Genomic DNA, 23,248 nt, shown 5'->3' with positions numbered 1-23,248 from the left:
TTCCGGAGCTAACACACCATGAGTGCACTACCTGAATTCTCCGCAGCCGTTGCCGACAGCGATGCCGAGCAACTCCGAAAGCTGGGTTACACCTCCAACTTCAACCGCAGCATGAGCCTGTGGGAAAACTTCGCCCTGGGCTTCACTTACCTCTCACCGGTCGTAGGGGTTTATACCCTCTTCGGCCTGTGCCTGGCCGCCGGTGGACCACCGATGTTCTGGGCGTATTTGCTGGTCGGTTGCGGCCAATTGCTGGTGTGCCTGATCTTCGGTGAAGTGGTCTCGCAGTTCCCGATTTCCGGTGGTGTTTACCCATGGGCTCGCCGCTTGGTGGGCAAACGCTGGGCGTGGATGGTCGGCTGGATCTACTCCATCGCCCTGTGCGTGACCATCGCCGCCGTTGCGGTTGGTGCCGGGCCTTACCTTGCCGCGATGATGGGCTTCGAACCGAGCAACAACACCAACATCGTCATCGCCCTGGTGCTGACCCTGTTCGCCACGCTGGTCAACCTCAGCGGCACCAAAGTGCTGGCGCGAATCGCCATGTTCGGCTTCCTCTGCGAACTGGTCGGCGCGGTGATCGTCGGCATGTACCTGCTGATTTTCGAACGTCATCAATCGATCAGCGTGTTGTTCAACACCTTCGACATCAGCGTTGACGGCTCTTATCTGCCGGCCTTCCTCACCGCCTCGCTGGCGGGGATGTTCCTGTACTACGGCTTCGAGGCCTGCGGCGACGTGGCCGAAGAAACCCCGAACCCGAGCAAGAAAATCCCGGTGGCCATGCGCATGACCATCTACATCGGCGGCGTTGCGGCGATGTTTGCTTGCCTGGCACTGATCCTCGCCGTGCCGGACATGCAAGCGGTGATCAACGGCACCGACAAAGACCCGGTCGGCACCATCCTCAACAACGCCTTCGGCCCGGTCGGTTCGAAAATGGTCATGGGCGTGGTGATGATTTCCTTCATCTCCTGCGTCATCAGCCTGCAAGCGGCGGCGAGTCGTCTGCTGTATTCCTACGCCCGGGACGAAATGGTCATCGGCAGCTCACTGCTGAAAAAGATTTCGCCTACAACTCAGGTTCCGGTTGCTGCACTGTTCGTCTCCGGCGTCCTGCCGGCGCTGATCATCATTCTGGGCTTCTTCCTGCAAGACGCCGTGGCCACCATCGTCAGTTTCGCAGCGATCGGCATCTACCTCGCGTTCCAGATGATCGTGCTTGCAGCCCTTTATGCCCGCCTGAAAGGCTGGAAACCGAGCGGCAAATTCACCCTCGGCGCCTGGGGCTGGGCGGTGAACATCGGCGCGCTGGTCTACGGCGTCGGCGCCATCATCAACATGGCCTGGCCGCGCACACCGGATGCTGCGTGGTACATCAACTATGCGATGGTGCTGAGCACGGCGATCGTGATTGGCTTGGGGCTGGTTTATATGTGGATTGCCAAGCCGTATGACCATGGTACGGCGCCTGCTGGGGATGCCTGGAAGGTTAGTCACTAAGGCATTTGCTCTTCAATCGACAGCCTGCCCGCAGCAATGTGGGCAGGCTTCATGTTGCTAGAGAGTCTGCGGTTTGGAGAGTGCTTCGAATTCATCCATCAGCAAATGAATCTCGGTGCTGGGGTTGGGTTCGCCACTAACCGCGACGTCCTCAAGAACCTTGGGGGCCAGGGTTCTCGCCTTTTGGAACGGCTCGCCCAGTAGTTGAGCGAAATAGTTGGTGTCTTTGCCCTTCTCGTATTTATCCATACTTGGTTTTTCTCTGAGGCTCCTGGTCACCAAGTCGCCCGGAGAGTTTTTCCCAACAGCTCTGAACGGCTTTCGATTGAATCCAAAGTGCAGAAGTAGCCAAAACTCAAAACAGGGGTATGAGGCAATAACGTGGATTTTTGGATGTGCCTTCGCCATATCGATGGCTCGTTCAAAGCATGGGTGCGTATCGCGATCCAGTGCACAAAACACCCTGTCGAACCACTTCTGACGTGCAATGGCTCTTTCCACGATGCCGCTTGGGTGTGTGACTCCGCAGTGGACGATCTCAACCAGGGCGTTGGCGCGAAAATAAAATGCGGCCTCTTGCAGATATCGTTTTCCTGACTGGCTGTCCTCACAGAGCACCAACACTTTAGGTTGAGGTTTAAATCGCGGAGCCTTTCGATCAAATGATCTTGCCGAGCGCACCATGGTCATCCCCGCCTTATCAGCGGTAGACCGCGGTATCGACCCTCAAAATAGAGTTTCTCGACGTCCTCGCCTTCTCGCCCCTCAAAATCGTGAACCGAAAACAGATCGGTTGAACCATTGGCATCGCGTTCGGTGATCCAGTACTGATCGCGTCGAAGCGTCTTGGCATCCATCAAGTGTGTGTCGTGAGTAGTGAAAATCAACTGAGTGTCCCGCCCGCTGTCCAGGTGTTTCTCAATCAACTCCGCGACGATGGCGGGATGAAGGCTGCTGTCCAGTTCATCGACAGACAGCACCCCGCTCCCGTCTGCGTGATTGATCATGAACCACGGTAACCAGAACCCAATCAGGTTTTTGGTGCCGCCCGACTCCTCCGAAAAATCGAAATCGGCTCTTCCCAAAAGACTTGTATGCGTCAGGGTCACTTTGTCTTTTTGTGCCGCAGCGAAAAACTCCTTAAGCGTGAGTTTTTTGTCAGTCGGGACGGAGTCCGCGTCGGTATTGAGCTGAATATTGGTCACCGGGATATCCACTGCTTTTAGAAAGTCTCGTAAGTCGCACGTGTAATTCGACGCCATCTGCAGAAACCTGATCGATGCGGCAGACAGGCCAATCATGTTGTTCTGCTCAATCACGAGAAGGCCGGTTTGAAACCAGCTGAACGGCCGACGCAACTGCGTCAGCTCTTCGCTGCTGTTTGCAACGGCCTGCGAAATAAAAAGCATCTTGGGGCTGGTCAGGCGTTGCCAGGCTTTATGCACTTCTTTGCCGCCCTCAAGGCTTGGGCCGAAAACATACTTCTCACCCTCCTCATCGAAACGACGTTCATACAGCAGCGTTTCTTTGCCTTTTGGGTATGAAACCAATTGCTCTTCGGTTATCCGCTGTGCCGTCATCCGCAGAACAAACCGATAGCGAAGCCCACTCTGGATGAAGTTGTATTCAAAGAAGCTGGGGGCGTTTTTGAGTTGCGAGTCGAAACGAAACGGTGATACCGGGAGAGCTTCGTCATTTGACGAGCCTGAAAAAGCGAGCAAATGGCCCATGATTCCCATGGCCCGGACCAGCGAAGATTTGCCTGACGCGTTGGGTCCGTAAATAGCGGCCACTTTCAACAAGTCAGGAAGCTTTTCTCCCTCTACGGGAGGCTTGAACACGTTACGTTTTTTACTCAGGCGCGGCGTTGCGGCCATGGATAAGGTTTTCTTCTCACGGAAGGAGCGGTAATTGGCCACTGAAAATTCGATCAACATGCAGTAAACCCGCAGTTCATGACTGAAAGCGGAAAACCTATAGGAAAAACTAGCTGTGCGGCGAGGTGCCTCTGCACTTCAAGTAAAAACAGGAAATTCCTACAGATCGAGCCTCCCTGAAAAGACTCTGATTCCTACGACAAGCGTCGCCAGAGTAGACTTGTCGCCGCGAGCGCCTGACCGATAGGCTTTGTCCCGTCGCTGCAAAATCAGCGATCCGGAGTCGAAGCCGGGAAATGTCAGAACGGTGCTTACGCGCCCCCATAGAACTGTGGCTGCTTTTCTATCCCCAGTTCTGCTTTATGGCGGGCCGTGTGGCGCGGGCCTTTCGGCTTCCGTTTTGACCTGGAAGTGTCCCGACTTCGAACGCCACTCGGTTCGCCACCCAACCTGTCGAAGGGTTGGTGGTGACTTTCCATTTCAAAACGGAATTCAAGTCATGTCAGAGCACACAAAAAACACACCCGCCTCCTGCTTCACCCCAACCATCTTCCCCCGCCACAACCGCTTCCTCCACGCCATCATCCAAGCCAACCAAGCCTGGTTCTGCGTCCATGACCTGGGACGCTTGATGGGCCGCCCGCTGGACCAACGACTCACCCATAAACTCGATCCCGATCAACGCCGATATGTCTGGCTGCTGAAGAACGGCAAAACGGTCGAATCGCTCATGGTCAGCGAGTCCGGAATGTACGCATTGCTGGTCCACCATTTCATCCCGGAAAACCGCAACCTGCGCCAATGGCTGAGCAACGAAGTCATACCTGCGCTACGCGAGTCGAACGCGGCATCCGTCGAAAACATTCCAAGCTTGAGTTCGTTGCAATGGGGCGGCCTCTCGGTGCCGCTGCTGCACTGGCAAGATTCGGCGTGGATCAAGTGGCGGGATATGCCGGATCTGGTGCAGGCGCAACGACCGTTTCCGATCATGGGCATTTGCAGTTGAAGGCAGGCTGAGACATGAAAAAGGCCCGTTCAGCCTGACTGATGGGCCTTTTTTTTGCCTTCATTTCCCCCTCGGTATCAGCCAATCGCACTGCGCTACGACCTTGCCTGCACCGCTCACCCACCTGCCTTTCTACAGCTTTTGCACCCATGGTTTTTTTTAAAAATCATGGCACTTTGGTTTGATTGAACTACCGTCAAACAATAAGAAGTCATAACGGCTCCAGTTTCCAAGTTAGCTTCAATGATCAGATTGGCAAAAGGAGTTAGCTCACTATGATCATGGCAGGCGTATTCCGGCTCTGTACCTACATGGCCGTTTACTTTTCGGGGGGGGCAGGTCGGCGGACAGTAGCGTCCGTAACTGCCAGCGTCACTCTGGCGCGCAGTCCAGGTAACCGCCTCACTAAAAACCGTTTTAGCAAAGGTCGCTCGCTGTTCAGCCCGGTCAGCGAACTGCGCCCGCTCGTGTGTTGCACGCAAGGAATAACGCCAAAGCCATCGATAAGTGGTGTGGCGCATTGGGGGGGATAGTCCGATCCCCGTGAAGTGATCAGAGACAACTTTGTCTGCCTATAGATGGCCTATCCAGTGAGGATGCATTAAATGAGCCTTCGTCCCGCGCCCGCTTTCAAGAAAATTATCCATGGCCTGTTCTGGACGGGCCTCAGCGTGAATGCGGCTCAGGCCGCACCTGCCAATTGTTCGCAACTGGACAGTTGGTCGACAACGTTCGAGGTCGGTCAGGGGTTGCAGAATGAACTGCGCAGCCCCGTTCCGGTAACGCAACTGGCGGTGGGTGACCCGAAAATTGCCGACGTGCAACCCAGCGGCAACAACGCGTTCATACTCACGGGCATTGCACCGGGGACCACCAGCCTGATGGTCTGGACTGCCTGTTCGAAAACGCCGCGCCAAAGCATGGTGTTCGTCAAGGGTAAAGCCACATCGGCACTGACCAGTGTGCCGTCGGTTCCCTCCGACGACCCGCTGCTGCCGAGCCAGGTGCAGACCGATATCCGTTTCGTCGAAGTCAGCCGGACCAAGCTCAAGGAAGCTTCCGCCTCGATTTTCGGCATCCGTGGCAACTTCCTGTTCGGCTCGCCGAGAACCTTGCCCACCATCGGCGGCATTGTCACGCCCGCGATACCGGTGAACAACAACAACTTCAACCTCACGTTTGCTACCGGCAGTACCCTGGTGGCACTCAACGCGCTGGAAGGCAGTGGTTTCGCCTACACCCTGGCGCGGCCAAGCCTGGTAGCGCTCAGCGGGCAGAGTGCGAGCTTCCTGGCCGGCGGTGAAATACCGATTCCGGTGCCCAGTTCAGGCAGCGATAACGTGTCCATCGAGTACAAGGAATTCGGTATCCGCCTGACTCTGACGCCGACCATCGTCGGGAAAAATCGTATCGCGCTGAAGGTGGCGCCAGAAGTCAGTGAACTGGACTTCACCAACGCCGTGAGCATCGCCGGCACGATAGTCCCGGCCCTGAGCGTGCGCCGTACCGATACCAGCATCTCCCTGGCCGACGGCGAGAGCTTCGTCATCAGCGGCCTGATCAGCTCCCGCAACAATTCCCAGGTGAACAAGTTTCCGGGGCTGGGCGATATCCCGGTTCTGGGCGCATTTTTCCGCGACAACACCATCAACCGTGAAGAGCGCGAACTGCTGATGATCGTCACCCCCCATCTGGTCCAGCCACTGGCTGCCAATGCAACACTACCGTCATTGCCTGGCGAACAGCTGCGCAATTACGACCCGAACTTCTACCGCATGTTTTTCCTGGAAAATGGCGACTTCGACAGTCTCAGCGGTCTCTCGCAATGATCCGGAGCCTGAACCAGACTCGCCTCGCCCTCACTCGTAACGGTGACGTTGAACGCCTGCCGGGCCAGTTTCATTGCCATTGGCCGGGCGTTCAACATGTTGTAGCCAGAGGACATACGATGAAAGCAGTCATTGCAATAGCGACGACGTTAATGCTCGCAGGTTGCGCCAGTAATGGCCTGACTTCGCGACCGCCCAGCTGTGCCAAGCCCGGTTCGGAGCAGGAACTGGCCCTGAACCTGGCCGACAACATGGCCGACGAAGGCCGTTTGTATGCCAGCCTGGCGAATCTGGAAGGTTTGCCCGATGACCTGGTCCAGGTTCGCCTGCGCAAGGCTCGGGTGTTGCGCATGATGGGGCGTAGCGGCGACGCGCAGCCGTTGTACGAAAGCTTGCTCGGCACCTGTCTGACGGCTGAAGGGGAACATGGCCTGGGCCAGTTGGCCGCCGCCAAAAATGATAACGCCTCCGCTGCCACTCACCTTGAGCGTGCGGTGAAGATGGCCCCCACCGACGACAGGATGCGAAATGACCTGGGGGTCGTCTACCTCAATCAGCGACGGATCCCTGAAGCACGCTTTGAGTTCATGACCGCCATGGAGCTCAAGCAGGCAAACACATTGGCGGCACTCAATATGGTGACGCTGCTGATCTACCAGGATAACTGGAAGTCGGCTGCTGACCTGGTGACCCGCGCCGACTTGAGCCCCAAGCAAGTCGCCGAAGCTCAAACCCGCGCGGAAAAACTCAAGGCCTCCGCCAAAAAAGTGGTGGCTACCGAGGGGAATCGCAAGACGGAAGTAGCCGATGCCTCTTCCAGTGCGAACAAGTAGAACGTACGAGGAATCGAGATGAAGACCAAAAGGCTGTTGATCGTGTGCATGGCTTGCCTGTCCACCACTGCCTGGGCTATTGAGCCGGGCCCCTCTTCGCCGTACCAACAAGGCACCGAACAGTGGTTGCAGTTGCAGATTCGAGGTGTGGTTGCCTCCCCTAATCTGCAAACCGCTTCGGCCGCCGAACGTGAACTGGCCATGCAGCGCTGGCTGAATAGCTTCAACTTCCCGATTCCGATGTTTTTTGAACAGGATGCTGGGGGAGATATGAGTAGCGGCAACTGAGGCATGTCGATGGGTGATCAGCCTCTGGCGTAGTCCAGAGTAGCCTGGCTGCAAAGCCGGGCTTGATGTCGTGTTCAGGAAAGTAGTCTCTACACATTATCCAACCCTGGTTGGATGATCCCGCGGCGGGAAATGTGTGGGTCCATAGCAGGAAAGTGCAGATCAGGCTCGGGTGGAGGCCATCGCACTTGATAGCCTCCACCCGTTTTACCTCACCCGAATACTTTGAGTACACCGATCATGGCCGGGCCGATAGCGACCAGAAAGAAGCTCGGCCACAGGCAGAAAATCAGCGGGAATATCAGCTTGGTACCAATTTTCGCCCCCATCTCTTCGGCGGCCTGCGTACGCCGGTCACGGAATTCATCGGCATAGATGCGCAGCGTATCGGCCACGCTGGTACCAAAGCGAATACTCTGCGCCAACAGGCTGACCAGCCCTTGTACGTCATCCAGGCCAGTGCGCACAGCCAGTTGTTTGAGCGCCGCGGTACTGGAAATGCCCGCGCGGATTTGCGCATTGACCAGGGCCAGTTCTTCAGCCAGTTCGACCTGACTGACCGACATCTCCTCAGCCACCCGTTCGATCGTCGTGGGCAAGGCCAGGCCCGACTCCACGCACACGACCATCAGATCCAGCGCATCCGGAAACGCGGCACGCAACCGACCTTGTCGCAACTGCTTGCGCTTGGCGACATACAGTGCTGGCAGCAACCATCCGATACCGGCTGCCAAGACCACCACCAGCAACCCCATGGCCAGGGAAACCCTGGGGATCATCGGCAATAGCAGCAACGCAATACCGACTAATAACAGCGGCGTCATCAAGCGCACAGCCCAGTACATCTGCACCGCTGAAGTGGAACGGTACCCAGCATGCGTCAATAACGTCTGGGTGACGGACGTCTGAGCCGATTCGGCCGAGGCAAAGCGCTGGCCGACCCGTTCCAGTAACAGTTGCAGATTACCCGGGGCTTCTTGCCCGGCGGTGTTGCCTAAATGACCACGCTTGATCAGCGCCAGACGACGCTGCACCGGATCCTGAAGCCCCAAAATCAGCAAGCTCACGGCGACAACTGCAAGCACCGTACTCAAACCGATCGCGCCGAGGAACAACAGGCGCGCCACCTCCTCGCTTCCCGTGACCCGACTGAACAACCCGAGCAAAAAGTCCATGACCTGTACCTCCCGGTAGCGAAAACCGCTTAAACCTGAATCCGAATGATTTTGCGTATCCAGAAAATCCCGAGCAGCATGGCGAAAAACGCCCCGATGATCAGTTTGTGGCCTATGGGATCATTGAGCAGCACAGGCATGTAGGTGGGGCTTGTGACAACGATCGCAATCGCCAGCACGAATGGAATCGACACCAGCACCCAGGCTGACATCCGCCCTTCGGCCGACAGGGTCCTGACCTTGCGCTGGAAGCGAAAACGCCCGCGGATCAGGCGACTCAAACGCTCCAGCACCTCGGTCAGATTACCGCCGGTCTCGCGATGGATGAGGATTGAGGTCACCAGCATCATCACCGTCATGCTCGGCATCCGCTCCAGCAGGCCGAGCATGGCCCGACGTACATCGTTGCCATAGTTGATGTCCGCGAAAGTCAGGCCAAACTCCTGAGCGACCGGCCCCTTATGCTCCTCGCCGACCAGGCGCAGGGTTTCGTTGAACGGGTGCCCGGCGCGCAGGGCACGGCAGATGGCATCCAGTGCATCCGGCAGGCCTTCCTCAAACCCGGCGAAGCGTTTGCCACGGTCACGAGAAATTTTCAGCAGTGGTAGCCAGAACGCTCCGAAGCCCGCCAGCAACGCCATCCACCAGACTGACGAGACCATCCAGATCGAGAAACCTGCACAGGCGCCCAGGAACAGCCCGAGCAACAACACCCGATAAGCACGATATTCATGACCGGACTGCTCGATCATCTGGGTCAGGCTCGCCATAAAGGGCAACTGCTCGAGCATGGCCTCCAGCGGCGTCAAGCGCGTCAGGTACTTCTGTCGCAACACCGTCTGCATATTGGGCAGGTTGTTGGCTTTCTCCAGAACGTGCAAACGGCCGCGGATACGCTTGCGCATCTTGCCGGCCTCGCCGAACACCGGCACCACCACCCCCTGAGACAGGAGGAACACAGCGATAAACACCATGCCGAGGAACATCAGAATGAATTCACCAGGAATATTGTTCATGACTGCCGTGCCTCCATCCATTCAGGCCTGAACATCGTAAGCGGCAACTCGATGCCGCGTTTGGCCAGCACATCGCGGAACGCGGGGATCATGCCGCTGGGCCGGTAATCACCAAGCACTTCGCCGTTTTCGCCCATGCCATGGCGCACGAAGGAAAAGATTTCGGTCATGGTGATGATCTCGCCTTCCATGCCGTTGATTTCCTGCACGCTGACCAGTCTGCGCTTACCATCCTCCTGGCGTTCCAGTTGGATCACCACATCAATGGCCGAAGCGATCTGCTGCCGCATGGCCTTGATCGGAAAGGTCGCCCCGGTCATCGACACCATGTTCTCGACTCGCCCCAACGCATCCCGTGCGGTGTTGGCGTGGATCGTGGTCAACGAGCCGTCGTGGCCGGTGTTCATCGCAGTCAGCATGTCCAGCGCCTCGACGCCGCGCACTTCGCCGATCACTATGCGGTCCGGACGCATCCGCAGGCTGTTGCGCACCAACTCCCGCTGGCTCACTTCGCCACGGCCCTCAATGTTCGAAGGCCGGGTTTCCAGGCGCACAACATGGGGTTGCTGCAGTTGCAGTTCGGCCGAGTCTTCGATGGTGACAATCCGCTCGTTTTGCGGAATGAAACTGGACAGCACGTTGAGCATGGTGGTCTTGCCGCTGCCGGTACCGCCGGAAATCAGCACGTTCAAGCGCCCACGGACAATCGCCTTGAGCAGCAGGGCAATGGCCGGGGTCAACGTCCCCACCTGGATCAGACTGTCGGTATTGAGCAGGTCCACCGCAAAGCGCCGAATCGACATGCTCGGGCCATCGATGGCCAGCGGCGGGATAATCGCGTTGACCCGCGAACCGTCCTTGAGCCGGGCATCCACCAACGGCGAGGACTCGTCGATACGCCGACCCAGGCTTGAGACGATACGGTCGATGATGTTCAACAAATGCTGATCATCGCGAAAACGCACATCGGTCCGTTGCAGTTTGCCGAAGCGCTCGACATAGACCGAGGCAGAGCCGTTGACCAGAATGTCGGACACGCTGTGATCGGCCAGCAACGGTTCCAGAGGCCCCAGGCCGAGCACCTCGTCGGTGATCTGCTTGATGATCAACTGACGGCTGACGGTACTCACCGGTGCCGAATGCTCATCGAGCAGGCGCTGGCAAATATCGCGAATCTGCCGAGCAGCCTCGGCCTGTTCAAGGGAGTCCAGCAAGGACAGGTCCATGACTTTGAGCAACTGCTGGTAGATCTTTTCCCGCCACTCAGCCTCCACCGGGGTGACCTGGCTTTTGGTTTCGTAAAGAACGTCTGGTGCCACACGTTCCCACGCCATTATTTCCTCTGGCGGATCCAGCAGATCGTCGCCCGGTTGGGCAGCGGCGGGTTTACCGGACTGTTTGCGCAAGCGGTTACGAAAGTCGCTGATCATGGTTCATCCCCCGAAAACACGGTTGAAGGCGCGTTTGAACAAGCCTTTGTTGCCGGCTACTTGCTGACCGACCAGGTCCTCGGTCATGTCGCGCAGTGCAGTAGTAATCGCTGCCCTCGGCGCATGCAGCCCCAACGGCACACCAGTGTTCTGACTCTGGCTGACCAGATTGAAGTCGTTGGGTAATTTCGACAGATTGGTGCAGCGCAGCGCCTCGCCGATATCTTTAAGGCTGATCGCTGCGGCCTTGTCATAACGGTTGACCACGATCTGCAATTGATCCCCGCGCACACCCAGGTCATCGCGAAGAATCCGCACCAGAGAGCTGGCATCGCGCAGATGGCTGACGCTCTGTTGCACCACCACGTACACCCGATCCACCTGCTCCAGCACAGAACCGGTGAGGTGATCGATTTGCCGCGGCAGGTCGACCACCACCCAGCCATAGCTGGCGCGGGCCAACTGCAACAGGGTGTCAAGTTGCTCGGGTTGGGCATCCTGCGGCAAACACAGCTCACCGGCCCGACCGCCCAGCACATGCAAGGTCGGGCTGAAGTGACTGCAAAAACCGCGTAACGCGACGCTGTCCATGCCGTTGATCTGATGCAACACCTCCAGATGGCTGTGCGTCTGCGCCACATCCAGATAATGCGTCACGCTGCCAAATTGCAGGTCCATATCCAGCAGCAGGGTACTGCCGCCTTTCATGCTGAGCTGTTGTGCCAGGTTGCAGGCCACCAGCGTTCCGCCGGAACCGCCCTTTGCGCTCATCACGGCGATCAATTTCCCGTCAGCCCCACTGCCGCTCCGAACCTCCGTGACCAGCCGATTCATGGCGGCGACCAGTTCGGTCTCGGCGATGGGCTCCGGCAGCACGTCCCGGGCACCGGCCTGCATCGCCAGGCGCATGGCTTCCTGTTCGCTCAGCAGTCCGCACACCAACATCGGCGGACGCTCATGGGCCGGGTGTTGCAACAGTGCCGACAATTCCTCGCGCCACAGGTGGCTGACGCGCAACAGCAACAGATCGGGCATACGGTCCAGACTGTAGAGCGGGTCGACATGCCCATTGCTCACCAGGCGAGTGCTGACCTCCAGGCCAGGCATGCGCTGACAGACACTCTGCAGATCGCGTAAAGAGTTGGCATCACGGCTGCTGATCAGCAACCGCAACCCGGTTTTGCCAGTCGAACTGGCAATCGGCGTTTCCTTCATATTCAGCATGGTGTGATCTCCCCGGAATCAGAGTGACGCCCGAGACTTTCGCGTGGCAACGTTGCCCTGAATGCAGGCAAGGTAATGGGCACGCCGAACCCGGGAATAAACAGATTGAAAACGAAGTTTTGCAGACTCAACTGGACATAGCGGATGGCACGAAAGCCGTTTGCGCTGACCAGGTCAGCTGGGTTGGCCACCAGGGCGCCATTTGCGTCCAGGTAGGTCAACGTCAGATTAGTGGTGGCCAGATTGCTGATCAGCTGGCTCGTGCCTGCGTCGGTCGCGGCATTGAAGATTGCCCGCCGCAACACCACCGGATCGCTGATATTGCAGACGGCTGCCAGGCGCGCACCACGGCGCGCGGCCTCATCCAGTGCATTGACCGTGAAGTACAGGCGGCCCATTTCCAACACGCCGAACAACAGCGTGAACACCAGCAGACCAACGAACGCGAACTCCACCGTATAGATTCCGCGCATGTGTTTTCTATTCATCACAGTGCCCTCATCACGGTAGTGGCAACCAGGGGAATGTTCAGCGCAATCTGATTGCCAAAAAAACCCGGAATCGAGCCGGCACAATTGCCACTGCCAATCACCGGGCAGAACGTATAGGTGATGGTGACTCGCACATGGTCGGTGCCCACCGCAGCGACGACCACGTTGTCAGGCGTCAACCCGGACAACACAGCGGTGCCGGTGTTGGCAGGCACGCCATACACCGCAACGTTTTTCGTCTGGGTCTGCAGCGCATTGCTCAGAGAGACCGCACCCAGCGTCGAGTCCCAGGCGTGGTTTGCGACAAAACGGTCGGCATCACGGCTGGCCTGCAGCAATACGTTGTACTGATAGAGCATGCGGCCGATCTCACCGAGGCTCAGTAACAGCAGCAACAACACCGGCAGGACGAGGGTGAATTCCACCATGGCCAAGCCTTGCTGGCGCTTCGGATGTTTAAACGCGTGAAGTCTCATGACGCCTCCTATGAGTCAGTGCTCGGAGTACCGCTGCCGTTGAGATAGGTTTTGTAAAGCTGGATGATCTGTGGGCCGGAATCGGTTGACGGCGTAGGGCCGGCCACGTTGTCGCCTTCGCACTCCTTCACGAACTGCCCGAAGATCTGAGCGTCCCCGCCACCGCCATCCATTGGTTGCACCACGTAATAGCAGCCAAAACCGAGGACAGGGATCGAGGTTGAACCGCCTTGTTTGCCAGTGCAGTTGCCGACCACAATTTTCATCATCCGGCGCTCGAACACGCCATGGCTCTCACAACCACTGCCAGACCCTGCCACACACCCGGCAACGCTCGTGCGCCAGTCGTTGTAGTCAAATATCGCGTCGCCGCCCGCCGTGAGATTGCCGTTGCTCGAGGTGACGGCTTGCCCCTTGTACTTCGCCTGTGCCGGTGTGACCGAGTCGTCGTAAGTGATCGCGGGGTTGCTGGACGCGGTCACCATGTCCGGCGGATAGTCCGAGGCACTGACCGGGCCGTTGTAGATGCCGAAGCGTGTGTTCAAGCCTTGGGAGGTAGGGCCGACCTTATTGCCAGGTGCGGTCTGGACGTTGTCCCCCACAGTGCGGCAGACCTTGCCACCTCCGGCCAGGTCCTCCCTGACCGTACTGCCGCCCGAACCAAAATCGAGCAACTGAAAATTGCCTGGACCAATGGGCGACGAATTGCCGGCAGCCGTCTTCAATACCTGCAAATCACCAAACTGGAAGCCCCAGAACACGCCGGCGCCAGGGTTGTATTGAGTCGGGTCGCCACAGACCATCAAAGGTGCGAGATCACAAGGGCTGGTAGGGCTGGGTCCGGCAGTGGCGATTGCCGCCACCGCTTTGGCCCCCAGACCGCCAGAACCGAATACCTGGGCGAAGTTCCAGAAAAAACCGGTCAGGTTATAGCTCGGTACCGATACCCGAACGTATTTGGCATTCGCTGGCCCGGGATAGGTGAACGGCCCATAGACACTGCTTGCCAATTCCACCACCGCGAATGTGGCTGCGTTGCCACCAACTGCCGTTGCCAATTCTGTGTTGCCCGTGGCATTCGCATTTTGCGTCAGCGTATTGAGTGCGGCAGTGCGCGTCGTACTGGCAATATTGACTCCACCTTCCACCTGACTCAGGGTTTTGGCACCACTCAGGGCCGCGGCGTCCACCGCATTCTGCAAGCGCGTTTTGTTCAGCATCATGTGCCCGCCGTCCAAAGCCAGTGCGGCCACCATGCCAATCATCGCCAACGCGATCACCATCAATACACTCACCGATCCTTTCTGGCGCCTTGGCGTCGCAGTGAACGGCTGCTGAATACGACGATTCATCATCAAGCCCTCATTTGCCAATACTGATGCGGATCGGCTCCGCCAAGACCTGGTGTCCAGGACCTGTTACGACCTGTCAGCGAATGTTGACTACTTTGGTTTCGACCCCGCGGATGACGGTGACAGCCCCACCACTTTCGCCGCCGCTGCGTTGCACCACGCGTTTTGGCACCGTGGCGGTGGCCACCGTCATGACCGGTGCGACAGGCGCAACAGGTGCAACGGCCGCGATTTTTTTCTCGGAGTTCAGCGGATTGCGCAAGGTCAATTGCAACTTCCCTTCCGTTTGCGCCGTGACCAGGGTTTCAGCCTCTGCGGTCGTCATTTCCAGCGTCACTGCACGCACCACCACCGGTTGGGTCTTGTCGGTACCTGCCGTCTGGTCCACCGCCAATACCCGCAAGTTCTCGAGGATGGTCCTGGACACGGCGCTGTTGCTGCCGGCACTGGTGGTTTTGGTCGCGAGTACATCGACCCGGTTACCCGGCAACAGGAACCCGCCCACACCGACCACATCGTCCACCCGTACCGAGATGGCACGCTTGTCTGTCGCAATCAGCGAAGCCAGGGTGCTGCCACCCAAGTGCTCACTCAGACGCGCACCGCGCACAATGTCGCCCTTCAGAATGTCGAACGTTGCGATCTTGCCCACAGCCTTTTCGCTCATGTCGAAGGCGTCTTCCGGGATCGTATCCATGGGCATGCGTACGGTCGTGACCTGCTGAGCCTCGACCATCTGCCCGAATGGAATCTCTACTGTGGCGACCACTACGCTTCGAAGGTGATCATCCGGGCTGGCATTGAGCCGGGCGCTCAGCCAGGAGTCGGCCATCCATGCAGCACCAAGGCCCATGACCAGGGAAACGCCTATCAGGGAAAGAGTACGAGAGCTCATGTCAGTATCTCCGTATCAAAGAAAGTCGAGCTGGACGAAGTAGTTGTGCCAGGCCCATTCCAACTCTTGCGGTGACAGTGGTCCGGAACCGCCCATGTAACGTTGACGATCGAGCGCCATGCTCAGGAGATCGCGGGGATGGCAAGGCACCAGGGGCATGCCTTCACTTGCATAAAGCCTTTGCAGCACATAACGCACCAGCAACTGGTCATAAGGCACGCCCAGACGCTCGCTTTCCTGACGCCAGATCTTTTCGTACTCCTCAGGCTTCAGATAACCGAATTGCAGCTTGTAGCCAATCCGGCGAAGAAAGGCCTCATCGGCCAACTCCAGGGGATTGAGGTTGGTGGAAAACACCAGAATCAGATCGAACGGCAGCTCGCAATGCCGACCGCCGCCCAGGTTGAGGAAATCGCACTTCTCTTCCATCGGGACGATCCAGCGATTCAACAGCTCGGCGGGTGCCATGCGCTGGCGCCCCATGTCATCGATGATGAACAGGCCATTGCTGGCCTTGAGCTGCAAAGAAGCCTGGTATTGACGGGTGTTAAGGTCATAACGAACGTCCAGTTGCTCCATGCTCAACTCACCGCCAGTGACGACGATCGGGCGTTTGCAGCGCAGCAATCGACGGTCGATCCCTTCGCTGAGCATCAGATTGTTCTGTTGAACGTTATCTTCGAACCGCTGATGCACTTGCGGGTCATAGATCTCGATCACGGACTCGTTGATGACGATGGCATGAGGTACCCAGATGGCCTCGGTGAACAGACGGATCAACCGACGGCTGATGTAGGTCTTGCCAGTACCCGCGGGGCCATAAATCATAATGGCGCGCCCGGAGTTCATCGCCACACCTAACTGATCGAGCATGCTGTCGGTAAGCACTACGCCAGCAAAGGCATTGCGCATATCGTTGGCGTTGATGCGACCATGGTGAATGGTTTGCAGTTTGATCAGGGACCGGTAGGTGTCCACCGGGAAGGGTGCCGCACCGATATAGCCACTGCGCGACAAGGCATCGCGGGCGGCGCTGCGACCGCGTTCGGTCAGGCCATAACGCAGCATTTGCCCACTTGTCGATTGCGACCCCAACTGGCCAAGCACTTCGACACGACCGTCCTTGCGCAGAAACGCCAGGACTTCATCAAGTACGGCGCCGGTCAGCGCCAGGCGCTCCACCAGCCGCGGCATGTCCAGCACGCCAGCGTCATACAAGTGCTTGCATACCAACTCGCCGAGGAAACTGTCTGTCAGTCCAGTTTCGCGGATTGTGCACGGCTGGGGAGCCAGTCGTTGCACCGCGCCCCGAGCGCTGGGGTAGGCATCACTATCGACAATGATGTGCATGACTAGCCTCCGAATCCACCGGCAACCAGTTGCCAGTAGACGCTGATTAAAGTGCCTATCAAGATTGCAATCGAATAAGGGAAAGGCTTGCTGGCTACTTCATCTGAAGTTGGCGCCAGATAGGCCTGCGCCTTCAGAATCAACCAATAACGTCCCAGGGTCTGAAGCAGCTGGCCGCGATACAGCACAATCAAAAAACCGCACACGCCACCGGCTATCAGGCTGAACAAGGCAGCCCACAATGCAAAATGGAAGGGTAAAAAGCTGCCGACCATGGCCATTAACTTGACGTCGCCGGCGGCCATGCCACCCAAGGCGTACATCGGCAGAAACAGTGCAAAACAGACCAGGATGCCCAACAGGCTGTCACCCAACCCGCTGACGCCACCTAAATACATTTGACCGCCCAGTCCCAGGGCAAGGCCCAACAGGACCAGCATGTTGGGAATGCGGTGGCGACGCAGATCGCTCACCACCGCCACGCCCAATAGTCCTAGCAGTAAAACAGTCATTACCAACAATTCCATGGACATGGCGCGTCCCCCCCTAACCGGGATTATCGTTAGCAGCCAGCACCTTTGACCGCTGCGCAAAGTGCTGTAATCCTGGTGTTCACCTCGGCCCCCAAAAGAATAAACATTGCGGCAACCGCTACCGTCACTAATCCACCGGCCACGGCGTATTCCACAATTGTCAGGCCATCTTCATCTTTGGCGAACTTGGTGATTGAAGTTCTGATTGTTAGCAGATTCATTTTTGTATACCTCGCTTCAGCCGTGATATGGATCAGAAAGTACGTTGGCGGGGACAGCGTGAAGTCTATTGAGTTGCCCGGTCTATCAGAGGAACTGTAAAACTGGTTGCTCTATGGATATCACCGCGCCCCACCACAACGAGTGGTTGTCATCAGCAGGCGGCACCTTTGACCGCAGCGCACAGTGCTGTGATCCTGGTGTTCACGGCGCCACCCAAAAGAATAAACATCGCGGCAACAGCTACCGTAATTAAGCCACCGGCTACCGCGTACTCCACAATGGTCAGGCCATCTTCATCTTTGGCGAACTTGGTAATTGAAGTTCTGATTGTTTGCAGATTCATTTTTTAGTACCTCGTTTCAGCGGTCATACGACTCAGAAAATACATTGGCGGGGTCTGCGCGAAGTTCATTGAGTTGCCGGTCGATCAGAGAAACTGTAAAACCGGCTGCTCCGTGGATATCACCGCGCCCCACCACAGTGGGTTACTGTCATCAGCAGGCAGCGCCTTTGACCGCAGCGCACAGCGCTGTGATTCTGGTGTTCACGGCACCGCCCAAAAGAGTGAACATTGCGGCAACAGCTACCGTGATTAATCCGCCGGCCACCGCGTATTCCACAATGGTCAGACCGTCTTCGTCTTTGGCGAACTTCACTACCGAAGCCTTGATTGTTTGCATGATCATTTTGGCCACCTCACTCAAATGTTGTGTTTCTGAGGCAGAACTTTCTGTGCTGCCTGATGCAACCCTAGTCAGTAAGCAGGCATAGGCGTTAGGAGGATTTTGCACATCGTTAGGACTTTTTTGCGCAGCGGCCGGATACGGTTCATTGGCCTTTGCAGAAGTCACGAGAGGGGTAAACAAGGCATTGAAACGCAACGGCAATTGCCATTGATTCAGAAGCGACAAGTGGTTAAACCCGGGTTCGTCGACAACACACCCGCAAACACTGGGACCGGGCAGCCTTCCAGGAAACACATAGATCGAACAGATCTGTAATTCGTCGTTTTTATAAGGATTCAATCTGCAAAGTGATGGCGTATTGGCAATACTAGCGAGTAGAGAGTCAATCAGACCTGCCGAGTAGAGACATGACGTCCAATTTGACCAAAAGGCCATCGCTCCTATGGTTCGATCTGACTCATGATCGATCCACGAAAGAACTCATCGCACAGTTCGAGGGTACCTGCGACTGCAAACTGGCGAAAAACTCCGCGCTGCCCATCGGGGAACAGGCGGACATGATCTGCATGCATTTCGATCGCCCCGACACACCAGGTTTGAGGCTGTTGCTGGAGATCAAACGCAGCACACCGGGCATCCCGATCACCATGTTCACCGTGCAGCACTCAGAGGAACTGGCCGTCTGGGCCATGCGTTCCAGCGTCTGGGAATACATGGTGCTCCCGCTCTCGCTCACAGAGAAAAGTCGCTACCTGACTGCTGTAGTTCAGCTCTGCGAGCTGCGCCGAAATGTGACCGACCTGCGCAAGACGATGCTGATCGACCACTCCCCAACCCTGCCGGACAGTATCCGGCTGACCTCAGGGCACCAAAAACACCAGGCGCTGAGCAATGTCATGCTGTACATCGAACAGCACTTTCGAGACAGCATCGATCAAAGGGATTTGGCGCAGCGCTGCGGCATGACGACATTTCGCTTCAGCCGCCTGTTCAAGGAAGCCAATGGACTTGGCTTCACGGATTACATCTTGAACAAGCGCATGAACTTCGCCAAAGAGCTGCTCGACAACAGCCAGATGCCTATTACCAGCATCGGCTATGAGGCCGGCTTCAAGGATCCGTCCTACTTCGCTCGTGCCTTCAAGCAGTTCGCAAACTGCACGCCCAGTGAATACCGCTTGGCACGTCAAGTCAGAGCGACTGCAGCAGCGCAACTGGCGCAGGATGAAAATATCACTGAAGCGCTCGAAAGCCTGATCGAAAGCCTCAGCGGTTGATCGGCACCCGCAAGATTGCGCCCATGCCGGGCGCACATGAAAAAGGGGCAGACTTCACAGTCCGCCCCTCGGCTTCTTACTCAAAACCGCGAAACACTGCGCATCGCATCCACCAGATACCGCATCGCAATCCGGTCGTTCTCCGACAACTCGCGATACCGCTCCACCAGTTTCAACTCCTCGGAATTAAGCCGGCGCCTTCGCCGCCCCATACCCAGGCACGGAAAGATCCCCAACATTTCAGTGATGCCTTGTACTTTCGACATGGACGATGTCCCTCTCTACGTCAAAAAGAAAACTGCAAAAACCGCATCGCCCTACCCTTTTTCAGCGGTCACCTCGTGCCAACTGAATCCCACCGGCCTGAGGGCAGAAACCGGTCATGCCCATAGAATAGGAAGTAAATTGGCGCTGAAAAGCGGTTTTTAGAGTAATTAGTCAAAAAAAGCAGAAATGCCGCATAAATCAGAAATCTCTGTGGGAAACGTTTACCGGAAATGTCTTGTTTCATAGCGGTGCCACTGCCACGCCATCAATCATTTTTGCTCTGCCACCGAACGGTTTAAGCTATTTGGCATCTGTTTAAAGTCCGTTGCGTTTGGCCGAAGGCATGTCCGAACCTCCATTTCTGATCCAGCACGTGCCAGGAACGGCGCGGGATTGTTCACGACAGGTTGTACTTATGCACCGCAGGAATTTGCTCAAAGCGTCCATGGCCATCGCTGCCTACACCGGTTTGTCTGCCTCCGGCCTGTTGGCTGCGCGGGCCTGGGCCGGTAATGGCACGGCTGACGGCGAGGCACAGGCGTTCGATTTCGAAGCCCTGAAAATCCAGGCCAAGCAGCTTGCCGGCAACCGCTATCAGGACACCAAGCAAGTGCTGCCGCCGACCCTGGCGACCATGACCCCACAAAATTTCAACGCGATCCGCTACGACGGCAATCATTCGCTGTGGAAGGATCTGAAAGGTCAGCTGGATGTGCAGTTTTTCCATGTCGGCATGGGTTTCAAGCAGCCGGTGCGCATGTACAGCGTCGACCCCAAGACGCGTCAGGCGCGGGAGGTGCATTTCCGCCCTTCGCTGTTCAACTATGAAAACACCACGGTCGATACCAAGCAGCTCACGGGCGATCTGGGCTTCTCCGGGTTCAAGCTGTTCAAGGCCCCGGAACTGGATCGGCACGACGTGCTGTCTTTCCTCGGCGCCAGTTATTTCCGTGCGGTAGACGCCACTGGCCAATACGGCCTGTCGGCGCGCGGTCTGGCGGTCGATACCTACGCCAAGAAGCGCGAAGAATTCCCCGACTTCACCAAGTTCTGGTTCGAAACCCCGGACAAGGACAGCACCCGTTTCGTGGTCTACGCCCTGCTGGACTCGCCAAGTGCCACCGGTGCCTACCGTTTCGATATCGATTGCCAGGCCAGTCAGGTCGTCATGGCCGTCGACGCCCACATCAATGCGCGTACCGCCATCGAACAACTGGGCATCGCGCCGATGACCAGCATGTTCAGCTGCGGCACCCACGAGCGGCGCATGTGCGACACCATCCACCCGCAGATCCACGATTCGGATCGCCTGGCGATGTGGCGTGGCAACGGCGAGTGGATCTGCCGTCCGCTGAACAACCCGGCGACCCTGCAATTCAATGCCTTCGCCGACACCGACCCGAAAGGTTTCGGCCTGGTGCAGACCGACCACGAGTTCGCCAGTTATCAGGACACCGTCGACTGGTACAGCAAGCGGCCGAGCCTGTGGGTAGAACCTACAACCGCGTGGGGCGAAGGCTCTATCGATCTGTTGGAAATTCCTACAACCGGCGAAACCCTGGATAACATCGTCGCGTTCTGGACCCCGAAGAAACCGGTCGCTGCCGGTGATTCCCTGAACTACGGCTACAAGCTGTACTGGAGCGCTTTGCCACCGGTCGGCACGCCGCTGGCGCGGGTCAACGCGACCCGTTCGGGCATGGGCGGCTTCACTGAAGGTTGGGCGCCGGGCGAGCATTACCCACCAGTCTGGGCGCGCCGGTTTGCGGTGGACTTCACCGGCGGCGGGCTGGATCGCTTGCCGCAAGGTACGGGCATCGAACCGGTGGTGACGTGCTCCAACGGCCAGGTCAAGGATTTCAACGTGCTGGTGCTGGATGACATCAAGGGCTACCGGATTACCTTTGACTGGTTCCCGACCAATGACAGTGTGGCCCCGGTGGAGCTGCGGTTGTTTATTCGCACCAATGACCGGACGTTGAGCGAGACCTGGTTGTATCAGTATTTCCCGCCGGCGCCGGAGAAGCGTAAGTACACCTGAGTTTGAAGGGTTGTCTGGGCGGGCCCTTTCGCGGGCAAGTCGGATCGCCGCACCGCTCGCTCCTACAGGTTAGTGTCGAACAAGAATGATGAGCTCGACACGACCCTGTAGGAGCCGAGCTTGCTCGCGAAAACGGCCTGGCAAACAACAAAAATCCCAGCACAGAAACGCAAAAGCCCCGATCAATTTGATCGGGGCTTTTTGCTTTTAGCGCATCACTCAGTCACGCAAATCCGACTCATGAATCGGCTGATCCCGATGCGTCGCGCGTTGATACTGCGCCGGCCAGATGGCCTTGTGTCCACCCAAATCATCATCCGCATGCAATGGCCAGTACGGGTCGCGCAGCAGCTCACGGGCGAGGAAGATAATGTCCGCCTGACAGGTGCGCAGAATGTGCTCGGCCTGGGCTGGTTCGGTGATCATTCCTACGGTGCCGGTGGCGATGCCTGACTCCTTGCGCACTCGTTCGGCGAAGCGGGTTTGATAACCGGGGCCTGTAGGAATTTCCGCGTTGACCGCCGTGCCGCCCGACGACACATCGATCAGGTCCACACCCAAATCTTTGAGGCGACGCGCCAGTTCAACGGTTTCATCCGGATTCCAGCCGTCTTCCACCCAATCGGTGGCCGAGACCCGCACGAACACCGGCAATTCCTCAGGCCACACCGCACGCACCGCTTCGGTGACTTGCAGCACCAACCTAATTCGATTCTCGAACGAACTACCGTATTGATCGCGCCGCTGATTGCTCAAGGGCGATAGGAATTGATGCAACAGGTAACCATGAGCCGCGTGAACTTCGACGACTTTGAAACCGGCGATCAGCGCCCGTTTCGCTGAATCAACGAACGCCTGGATGACCTCGGCAATTTCACTCTCATTCAGCTGCTTCGGTGGTGTGTGCTGTGGGTCGAACGCAATGGGCGAAGGACCGACCGGCGTCCAGCCGCCATCTTCAGGTTTGACGCTACCGTGCTTGCCGATCCACGGCCGATGGGTGCTGGCCTTGCGCCCGGCGTGGGCCAGTTGAATACCGGCGACAGCGCCTTGGGCGGCGATGAAACGCGTGATGCGTTGCAGGGGTTCGATCTGTTCGTCATTCCACAGGCCGAGGTCTTCGGCGGTGATGCGTCCATCGGCCGTCACTGCCGTGGCTTCAGTAAAAACCAGACCGGCCCCACCGACAGCACGGCTGCCGAGATGAACCAGGTGCCAGTCATTGGCCAAGCCATCGACACTCGAATACTGGCACATCGGTGACACCGCGATGCGGTTGAGCAGGGTCAATTGGCGAAGGGTATAGGGTTCAAGCAGCAGACTCATGGGGCACCTCTCGAATCAGTGGGCAGGCTCCAGGGTTCTGTTTGAAAGTCGACGAGTGACAGGAAAAAGGTGCAGCACCCGCCCCCGCGGGCAAAAAATTCGACAAGACGTCACAAGGAAAATCAAGCAGTGCTTAGAGCCTAGTCGACAT

General features: G+C 57.5%; 24 protein-coding genes. 7 read left to right on the top strand and 17 right to left on the bottom strand.

Annotated elements, in window-relative coordinates:
* The first annotated feature begins 18 nt into the window (after positions 1-18).
* A complete protein-coding gene (locus KGA82_RS27425; protein WP_223416221.1) occupies positions 19-1,503 on the top strand; it encodes an APC family permease in 1,485 nt (494 codons plus the stop codon).
* Between the two features lie 57 nt (positions 1,504-1,560).
* Here the strand turns inward: KGA82_RS27425 and KGA82_RS27420 are convergent, their stop codons facing one another.
* Both KGA82_RS27420 and KGA82_RS27415 read right to left on the bottom strand, forming a co-directional pair.
* Complete coding sequence (locus KGA82_RS27420) at positions 1,561-2,187, bottom strand: RloB family protein (protein ID WP_223435972.1); 627 nt, start codon at positions 2,185-2,187, stop codon at positions 1,561-1,563.
* Between the two features lie 2 nt (positions 2,188-2,189).
* Entirely contained in the window at positions 2,190-3,440 is a 1,251-nt protein-coding gene (locus KGA82_RS27415; RefSeq protein WP_223453182.1) for an AAA family ATPase, read from the bottom strand.
* A 439-nt stretch (positions 3,441-3,879) separates the two neighbouring features.
* Here KGA82_RS27415 and KGA82_RS27410 point away from each other — a divergent pair, with 439 nt between their 5' ends.
* From KGA82_RS27410 to KGA82_RS27395, 4 genes are all read left to right on the top strand, one after another.
* Positions 3,880-4,386, top strand: a complete 507-nt coding sequence (locus KGA82_RS27410; RefSeq protein ID WP_223453181.1) for a Bro-N domain-containing protein — start codon at positions 3,880-3,882, stop codon at positions 4,384-4,386.
* 605 nt (positions 4,387-4,991) lie between these two features.
* Entirely contained in the window at positions 4,992-6,215 is a 1,224-nt protein-coding gene (locus KGA82_RS27405) for a type II and III secretion system protein family protein (RefSeq protein ID WP_223435962.1), read from the top strand.
* 119 nt (positions 6,216-6,334) lie between these two features.
* Positions 6,335-7,048 carry a tetratricopeptide repeat protein gene (locus tag KGA82_RS27400; protein ID WP_008029716.1) on the top strand — a complete coding sequence of 238 codons (714 nt, stop codon included), beginning with the start codon at positions 6,335-6,337 and terminating at the stop codon, positions 7,046-7,048.
* Between the two features lie 18 nt (positions 7,049-7,066).
* The gene (locus KGA82_RS27395; RefSeq protein WP_008042349.1) at positions 7,067-7,336 is read left to right on the top strand and encodes a DUF3613 domain-containing protein; all 270 of its coding nucleotides are present in this window, start codon (positions 7,067-7,069) and stop codon (positions 7,334-7,336) included.
* Between the two features lie 212 nt (positions 7,337-7,548).
* On the opposite strand, the gene KGA82_RS27390 is transcribed toward KGA82_RS27395, so the two are convergent.
* From KGA82_RS27390 to KGA82_RS27330, 13 genes are all read right to left on the bottom strand, one after another.
* Positions 7,549-8,511: a type II secretion system F family protein gene (locus tag KGA82_RS27390; RefSeq protein ID WP_008029711.1), complete on the bottom strand. Its 963-nt coding sequence runs from the start codon at positions 8,509-8,511 to the stop codon at positions 7,549-7,551.
* A gap of 29 nt (positions 8,512-8,540) precedes the next feature.
* Positions 8,541-9,527: a type II secretion system F family protein gene (locus KGA82_RS27385; protein ID WP_008029709.1), complete on the bottom strand. Its 987-nt coding sequence runs from the start codon at positions 9,525-9,527 to the stop codon at positions 8,541-8,543.
* Positions 9,524-10,957 carry a CpaF family protein gene (locus KGA82_RS27380; protein WP_008029707.1) on the bottom strand — a complete coding sequence of 478 codons (1,434 nt, stop codon included), beginning with the start codon at positions 10,955-10,957 and terminating at the stop codon, positions 9,524-9,526. The genes KGA82_RS27385 and KGA82_RS27380 overlap by 4 nt, the downstream gene beginning before the upstream one ends.
* A 3-nt stretch (positions 10,958-10,960) precedes the next feature.
* Entirely contained in the window at positions 10,961-12,181 is a 1,221-nt protein-coding gene (locus tag KGA82_RS27375; protein ID WP_223435964.1) for an AAA family ATPase, read from the bottom strand.
* The gene (locus tag KGA82_RS27370; protein WP_008029703.1) at positions 12,175-12,669 is read right to left on the bottom strand and encodes a TadE family protein; all 495 of its coding nucleotides are present in this window, start codon (positions 12,667-12,669) and stop codon (positions 12,175-12,177) included. The genes KGA82_RS27375 and KGA82_RS27370 overlap by 7 nt, the downstream gene beginning before the upstream one ends.
* Positions 12,669-13,148 (bottom strand): TadE/TadG family type IV pilus assembly protein, encoded by a 480-nt coding sequence (locus KGA82_RS27365; protein ID WP_008042353.1) that lies wholly within the window; start codon positions 13,146-13,148, stop codon positions 12,669-12,671. Before KGA82_RS27365 ends, KGA82_RS27370 begins: the two co-directional genes overlap by 1 nt.
* Positions 13,149-13,156: 8 nt before the next feature.
* The gene (locus tag KGA82_RS27360) at positions 13,157-14,503 is read right to left on the bottom strand and encodes a TadE/TadG family type IV pilus assembly protein (protein WP_223453180.1); all 1,347 of its coding nucleotides are present in this window, start codon (positions 14,501-14,503) and stop codon (positions 13,157-13,159) included.
* Positions 14,504-14,576: 73 nt separating this feature from the next.
* Positions 14,577-15,395 carry a Flp pilus assembly protein CpaB gene (gene cpaB / locus KGA82_RS27355; RefSeq protein ID WP_008042355.1) on the bottom strand — a complete coding sequence of 273 codons (819 nt, stop codon included), beginning with the start codon at positions 15,393-15,395 and terminating at the stop codon, positions 14,577-14,579.
* A gap of 15 nt (positions 15,396-15,410) precedes the next feature.
* Positions 15,411-16,745, bottom strand: coding sequence for an AAA family ATPase (locus KGA82_RS27350; protein ID WP_223453179.1), 1,335 nt, complete (start codon positions 16,743-16,745; stop codon positions 15,411-15,413).
* 2 nt (positions 16,746-16,747) lie between these two features.
* Positions 16,748-17,278 (bottom strand): prepilin peptidase, encoded by a 531-nt coding sequence (locus KGA82_RS27345; RefSeq protein ID WP_008029694.1) that lies wholly within the window; start codon positions 17,276-17,278, stop codon positions 16,748-16,750.
* Between the two features lie 29 nt (positions 17,279-17,307).
* Positions 17,308-17,499, bottom strand: coding sequence for a Flp family type IVb pilin (locus tag KGA82_RS27340; protein ID WP_008042356.1), 192 nt, complete (start codon positions 17,497-17,499; stop codon positions 17,308-17,310).
* Between the two features lie 152 nt (positions 17,500-17,651).
* A complete protein-coding gene (locus KGA82_RS27335) occupies positions 17,652-17,843 on the bottom strand; it encodes a Flp family type IVb pilin (RefSeq protein WP_008042357.1) in 192 nt (63 codons plus the stop codon).
* Positions 17,844-17,994: 151 nt separating this feature from the next.
* On the bottom strand, positions 17,995-18,186 hold the full coding sequence (locus KGA82_RS27330; RefSeq protein ID WP_008042358.1) for a Flp family type IVb pilin: 192 nt from the start codon (positions 18,184-18,186) through the stop codon (positions 17,995-17,997).
* Positions 18,187-18,593: 407 nt separating this feature from the next.
* Between KGA82_RS27330 and KGA82_RS27325 the strand changes: the two genes are divergently transcribed.
* The gene (locus KGA82_RS27325; RefSeq protein ID WP_008042359.1) at positions 18,594-19,463 is read left to right on the top strand and encodes a response regulator transcription factor; all 870 of its coding nucleotides are present in this window, start codon (positions 18,594-18,596) and stop codon (positions 19,461-19,463) included.
* Positions 19,464-19,543: 80 nt separating this feature from the next.
* On the opposite strand, the gene KGA82_RS27320 is transcribed toward KGA82_RS27325, so the two are convergent.
* Positions 19,544-19,729: a hypothetical protein gene (locus tag KGA82_RS27320; protein WP_008029684.1), complete on the bottom strand. Its 186-nt coding sequence runs from the start codon at positions 19,727-19,729 to the stop codon at positions 19,544-19,546.
* Positions 19,730-20,145: 416 nt separating this feature from the next.
* On the opposite strand from KGA82_RS27320, the gene KGA82_RS27315 reads away from it, so the two are divergent.
* Positions 20,146-21,771, top strand: a complete 1,626-nt coding sequence (locus KGA82_RS27315; RefSeq protein WP_008029682.1) for a glucan biosynthesis protein D — start codon at positions 20,146-20,148, stop codon at positions 21,769-21,771.
* 219 nt (positions 21,772-21,990) lie between these two features.
* Here KGA82_RS27315 and KGA82_RS27310 read toward each other — a convergent pair whose 3' ends face one another.
* Positions 21,991-23,097 carry an NADH:flavin oxidoreductase/NADH oxidase gene (locus tag KGA82_RS27310; RefSeq protein ID WP_008029680.1) on the bottom strand — a complete coding sequence of 369 codons (1,107 nt, stop codon included), beginning with the start codon at positions 23,095-23,097 and terminating at the stop codon, positions 21,991-21,993.
* Between the last annotated feature and the right edge of the window lie 151 nt (positions 23,098-23,248).

The organism is Pseudomonas sp. BF-RE-22 (genome assembly GCF_019956155.1).
GTDB lineage: Bacteria > Pseudomonadota > Gammaproteobacteria > Pseudomonadales > Pseudomonadaceae > Aquipseudomonas > Aquipseudomonas migulae.
The sequence above is the reverse complement of the archived record's forward strand: the minus strand, read 5'-3'. Positions and strand labels throughout refer to the sequence as shown.

What these genes read in the sequence shown, in the direction of transcription:
- KGA82_RS27425 (WP_223416221.1), top strand. Translation starts at nt 19, where the DNA reads ATGAGTGCACTACCTGAATTCTCCGCAGCCGTTGCCGACAGCGATGCC.
- KGA82_RS27420 (WP_223435972.1), bottom strand. Translation starts at nt 2,187, where the DNA reads ATGGTGCGCTCGGCAAGATCATTTGATCGAAAGGCTCCGCGATTTAAA.
- KGA82_RS27415 (WP_223453182.1), bottom strand. Translation starts at nt 3,440, where the DNA reads ATGTTGATCGAATTTTCAGTGGCCAATTACCGCTCCTTCCGTGAGAAG.
- KGA82_RS27410 (WP_223453181.1), top strand. Translation starts at nt 3,880, where the DNA reads ATGTCAGAGCACACAAAAAACACACCCGCCTCCTGCTTCACCCCAACC.
- KGA82_RS27405 (WP_223435962.1), top strand. Translation starts at nt 4,992, where the DNA reads ATGAGCCTTCGTCCCGCGCCCGCTTTCAAGAAAATTATCCATGGCCTG.
- KGA82_RS27400 (WP_008029716.1), top strand. Translation starts at nt 6,335, where the DNA reads ATGAAAGCAGTCATTGCAATAGCGACGACGTTAATGCTCGCAGGTTGC.
- KGA82_RS27395 (WP_008042349.1), top strand. Translation starts at nt 7,067, where the DNA reads ATGAAGACCAAAAGGCTGTTGATCGTGTGCATGGCTTGCCTGTCCACC.
- KGA82_RS27390 (WP_008029711.1), bottom strand. Translation starts at nt 8,511, where the DNA reads ATGGACTTTTTGCTCGGGTTGTTCAGTCGGGTCACGGGAAGCGAGGAG.
- KGA82_RS27385 (WP_008029709.1), bottom strand. Translation starts at nt 9,527, where the DNA reads ATGAACAATATTCCTGGTGAATTCATTCTGATGTTCCTCGGCATGGTG.
- KGA82_RS27380 (WP_008029707.1), bottom strand. Translation starts at nt 10,957, where the DNA reads ATGATCAGCGACTTTCGTAACCGCTTGCGCAAACAGTCCGGTAAACCC.
- KGA82_RS27375 (WP_223435964.1), bottom strand. Translation starts at nt 12,181, where the DNA reads ATGCTGAATATGAAGGAAACGCCGATTGCCAGTTCGACTGGCAAAACC.
- KGA82_RS27370 (WP_008029703.1), bottom strand. Translation starts at nt 12,669, where the DNA reads ATGAATAGAAAACACATGCGCGGAATCTATACGGTGGAGTTCGCGTTC.
- KGA82_RS27365 (WP_008042353.1), bottom strand. Translation starts at nt 13,148, where the DNA reads ATGAGACTTCACGCGTTTAAACATCCGAAGCGCCAGCAAGGCTTGGCC.
- KGA82_RS27360 (WP_223453180.1), bottom strand. Translation starts at nt 14,503, where the DNA reads ATGATGAATCGTCGTATTCAGCAGCCGTTCACTGCGACGCCAAGGCGC.
- cpaB (WP_008042355.1), bottom strand. Translation starts at nt 15,395, where the DNA reads ATGAGCTCTCGTACTCTTTCCCTGATAGGCGTTTCCCTGGTCATGGGC.
- KGA82_RS27350 (WP_223453179.1), bottom strand. Translation starts at nt 16,745, where the DNA reads ATGCACATCATTGTCGATAGTGATGCCTACCCCAGCGCTCGGGGCGCG.
- KGA82_RS27345 (WP_008029694.1), bottom strand. Translation starts at nt 17,278, where the DNA reads ATGTCCATGGAATTGTTGGTAATGACTGTTTTACTGCTAGGACTATTG.
- KGA82_RS27340 (WP_008042356.1), bottom strand. Translation starts at nt 17,499, where the DNA reads ATGAATCTGCTAACAATCAGAACTTCAATCACCAAGTTCGCCAAAGAT.
- KGA82_RS27335 (WP_008042357.1), bottom strand. Translation starts at nt 17,843, where the DNA reads ATGAATCTGCAAACAATCAGAACTTCAATTACCAAGTTCGCCAAAGAT.
- KGA82_RS27330 (WP_008042358.1), bottom strand. Translation starts at nt 18,186, where the DNA reads ATGATCATGCAAACAATCAAGGCTTCGGTAGTGAAGTTCGCCAAAGAC.
- KGA82_RS27325 (WP_008042359.1), top strand. Translation starts at nt 18,594, where the DNA reads ATGACGTCCAATTTGACCAAAAGGCCATCGCTCCTATGGTTCGATCTG.
- KGA82_RS27320 (WP_008029684.1), bottom strand. Translation starts at nt 19,729, where the DNA reads ATGTCGAAAGTACAAGGCATCACTGAAATGTTGGGGATCTTTCCGTGC.
- KGA82_RS27315 (WP_008029682.1), top strand. Translation starts at nt 20,146, where the DNA reads ATGCACCGCAGGAATTTGCTCAAAGCGTCCATGGCCATCGCTGCCTAC.
- KGA82_RS27310 (WP_008029680.1), bottom strand. Translation starts at nt 23,097, where the DNA reads ATGAGTCTGCTGCTTGAACCCTATACCCTTCGCCAATTGACCCTGCTC.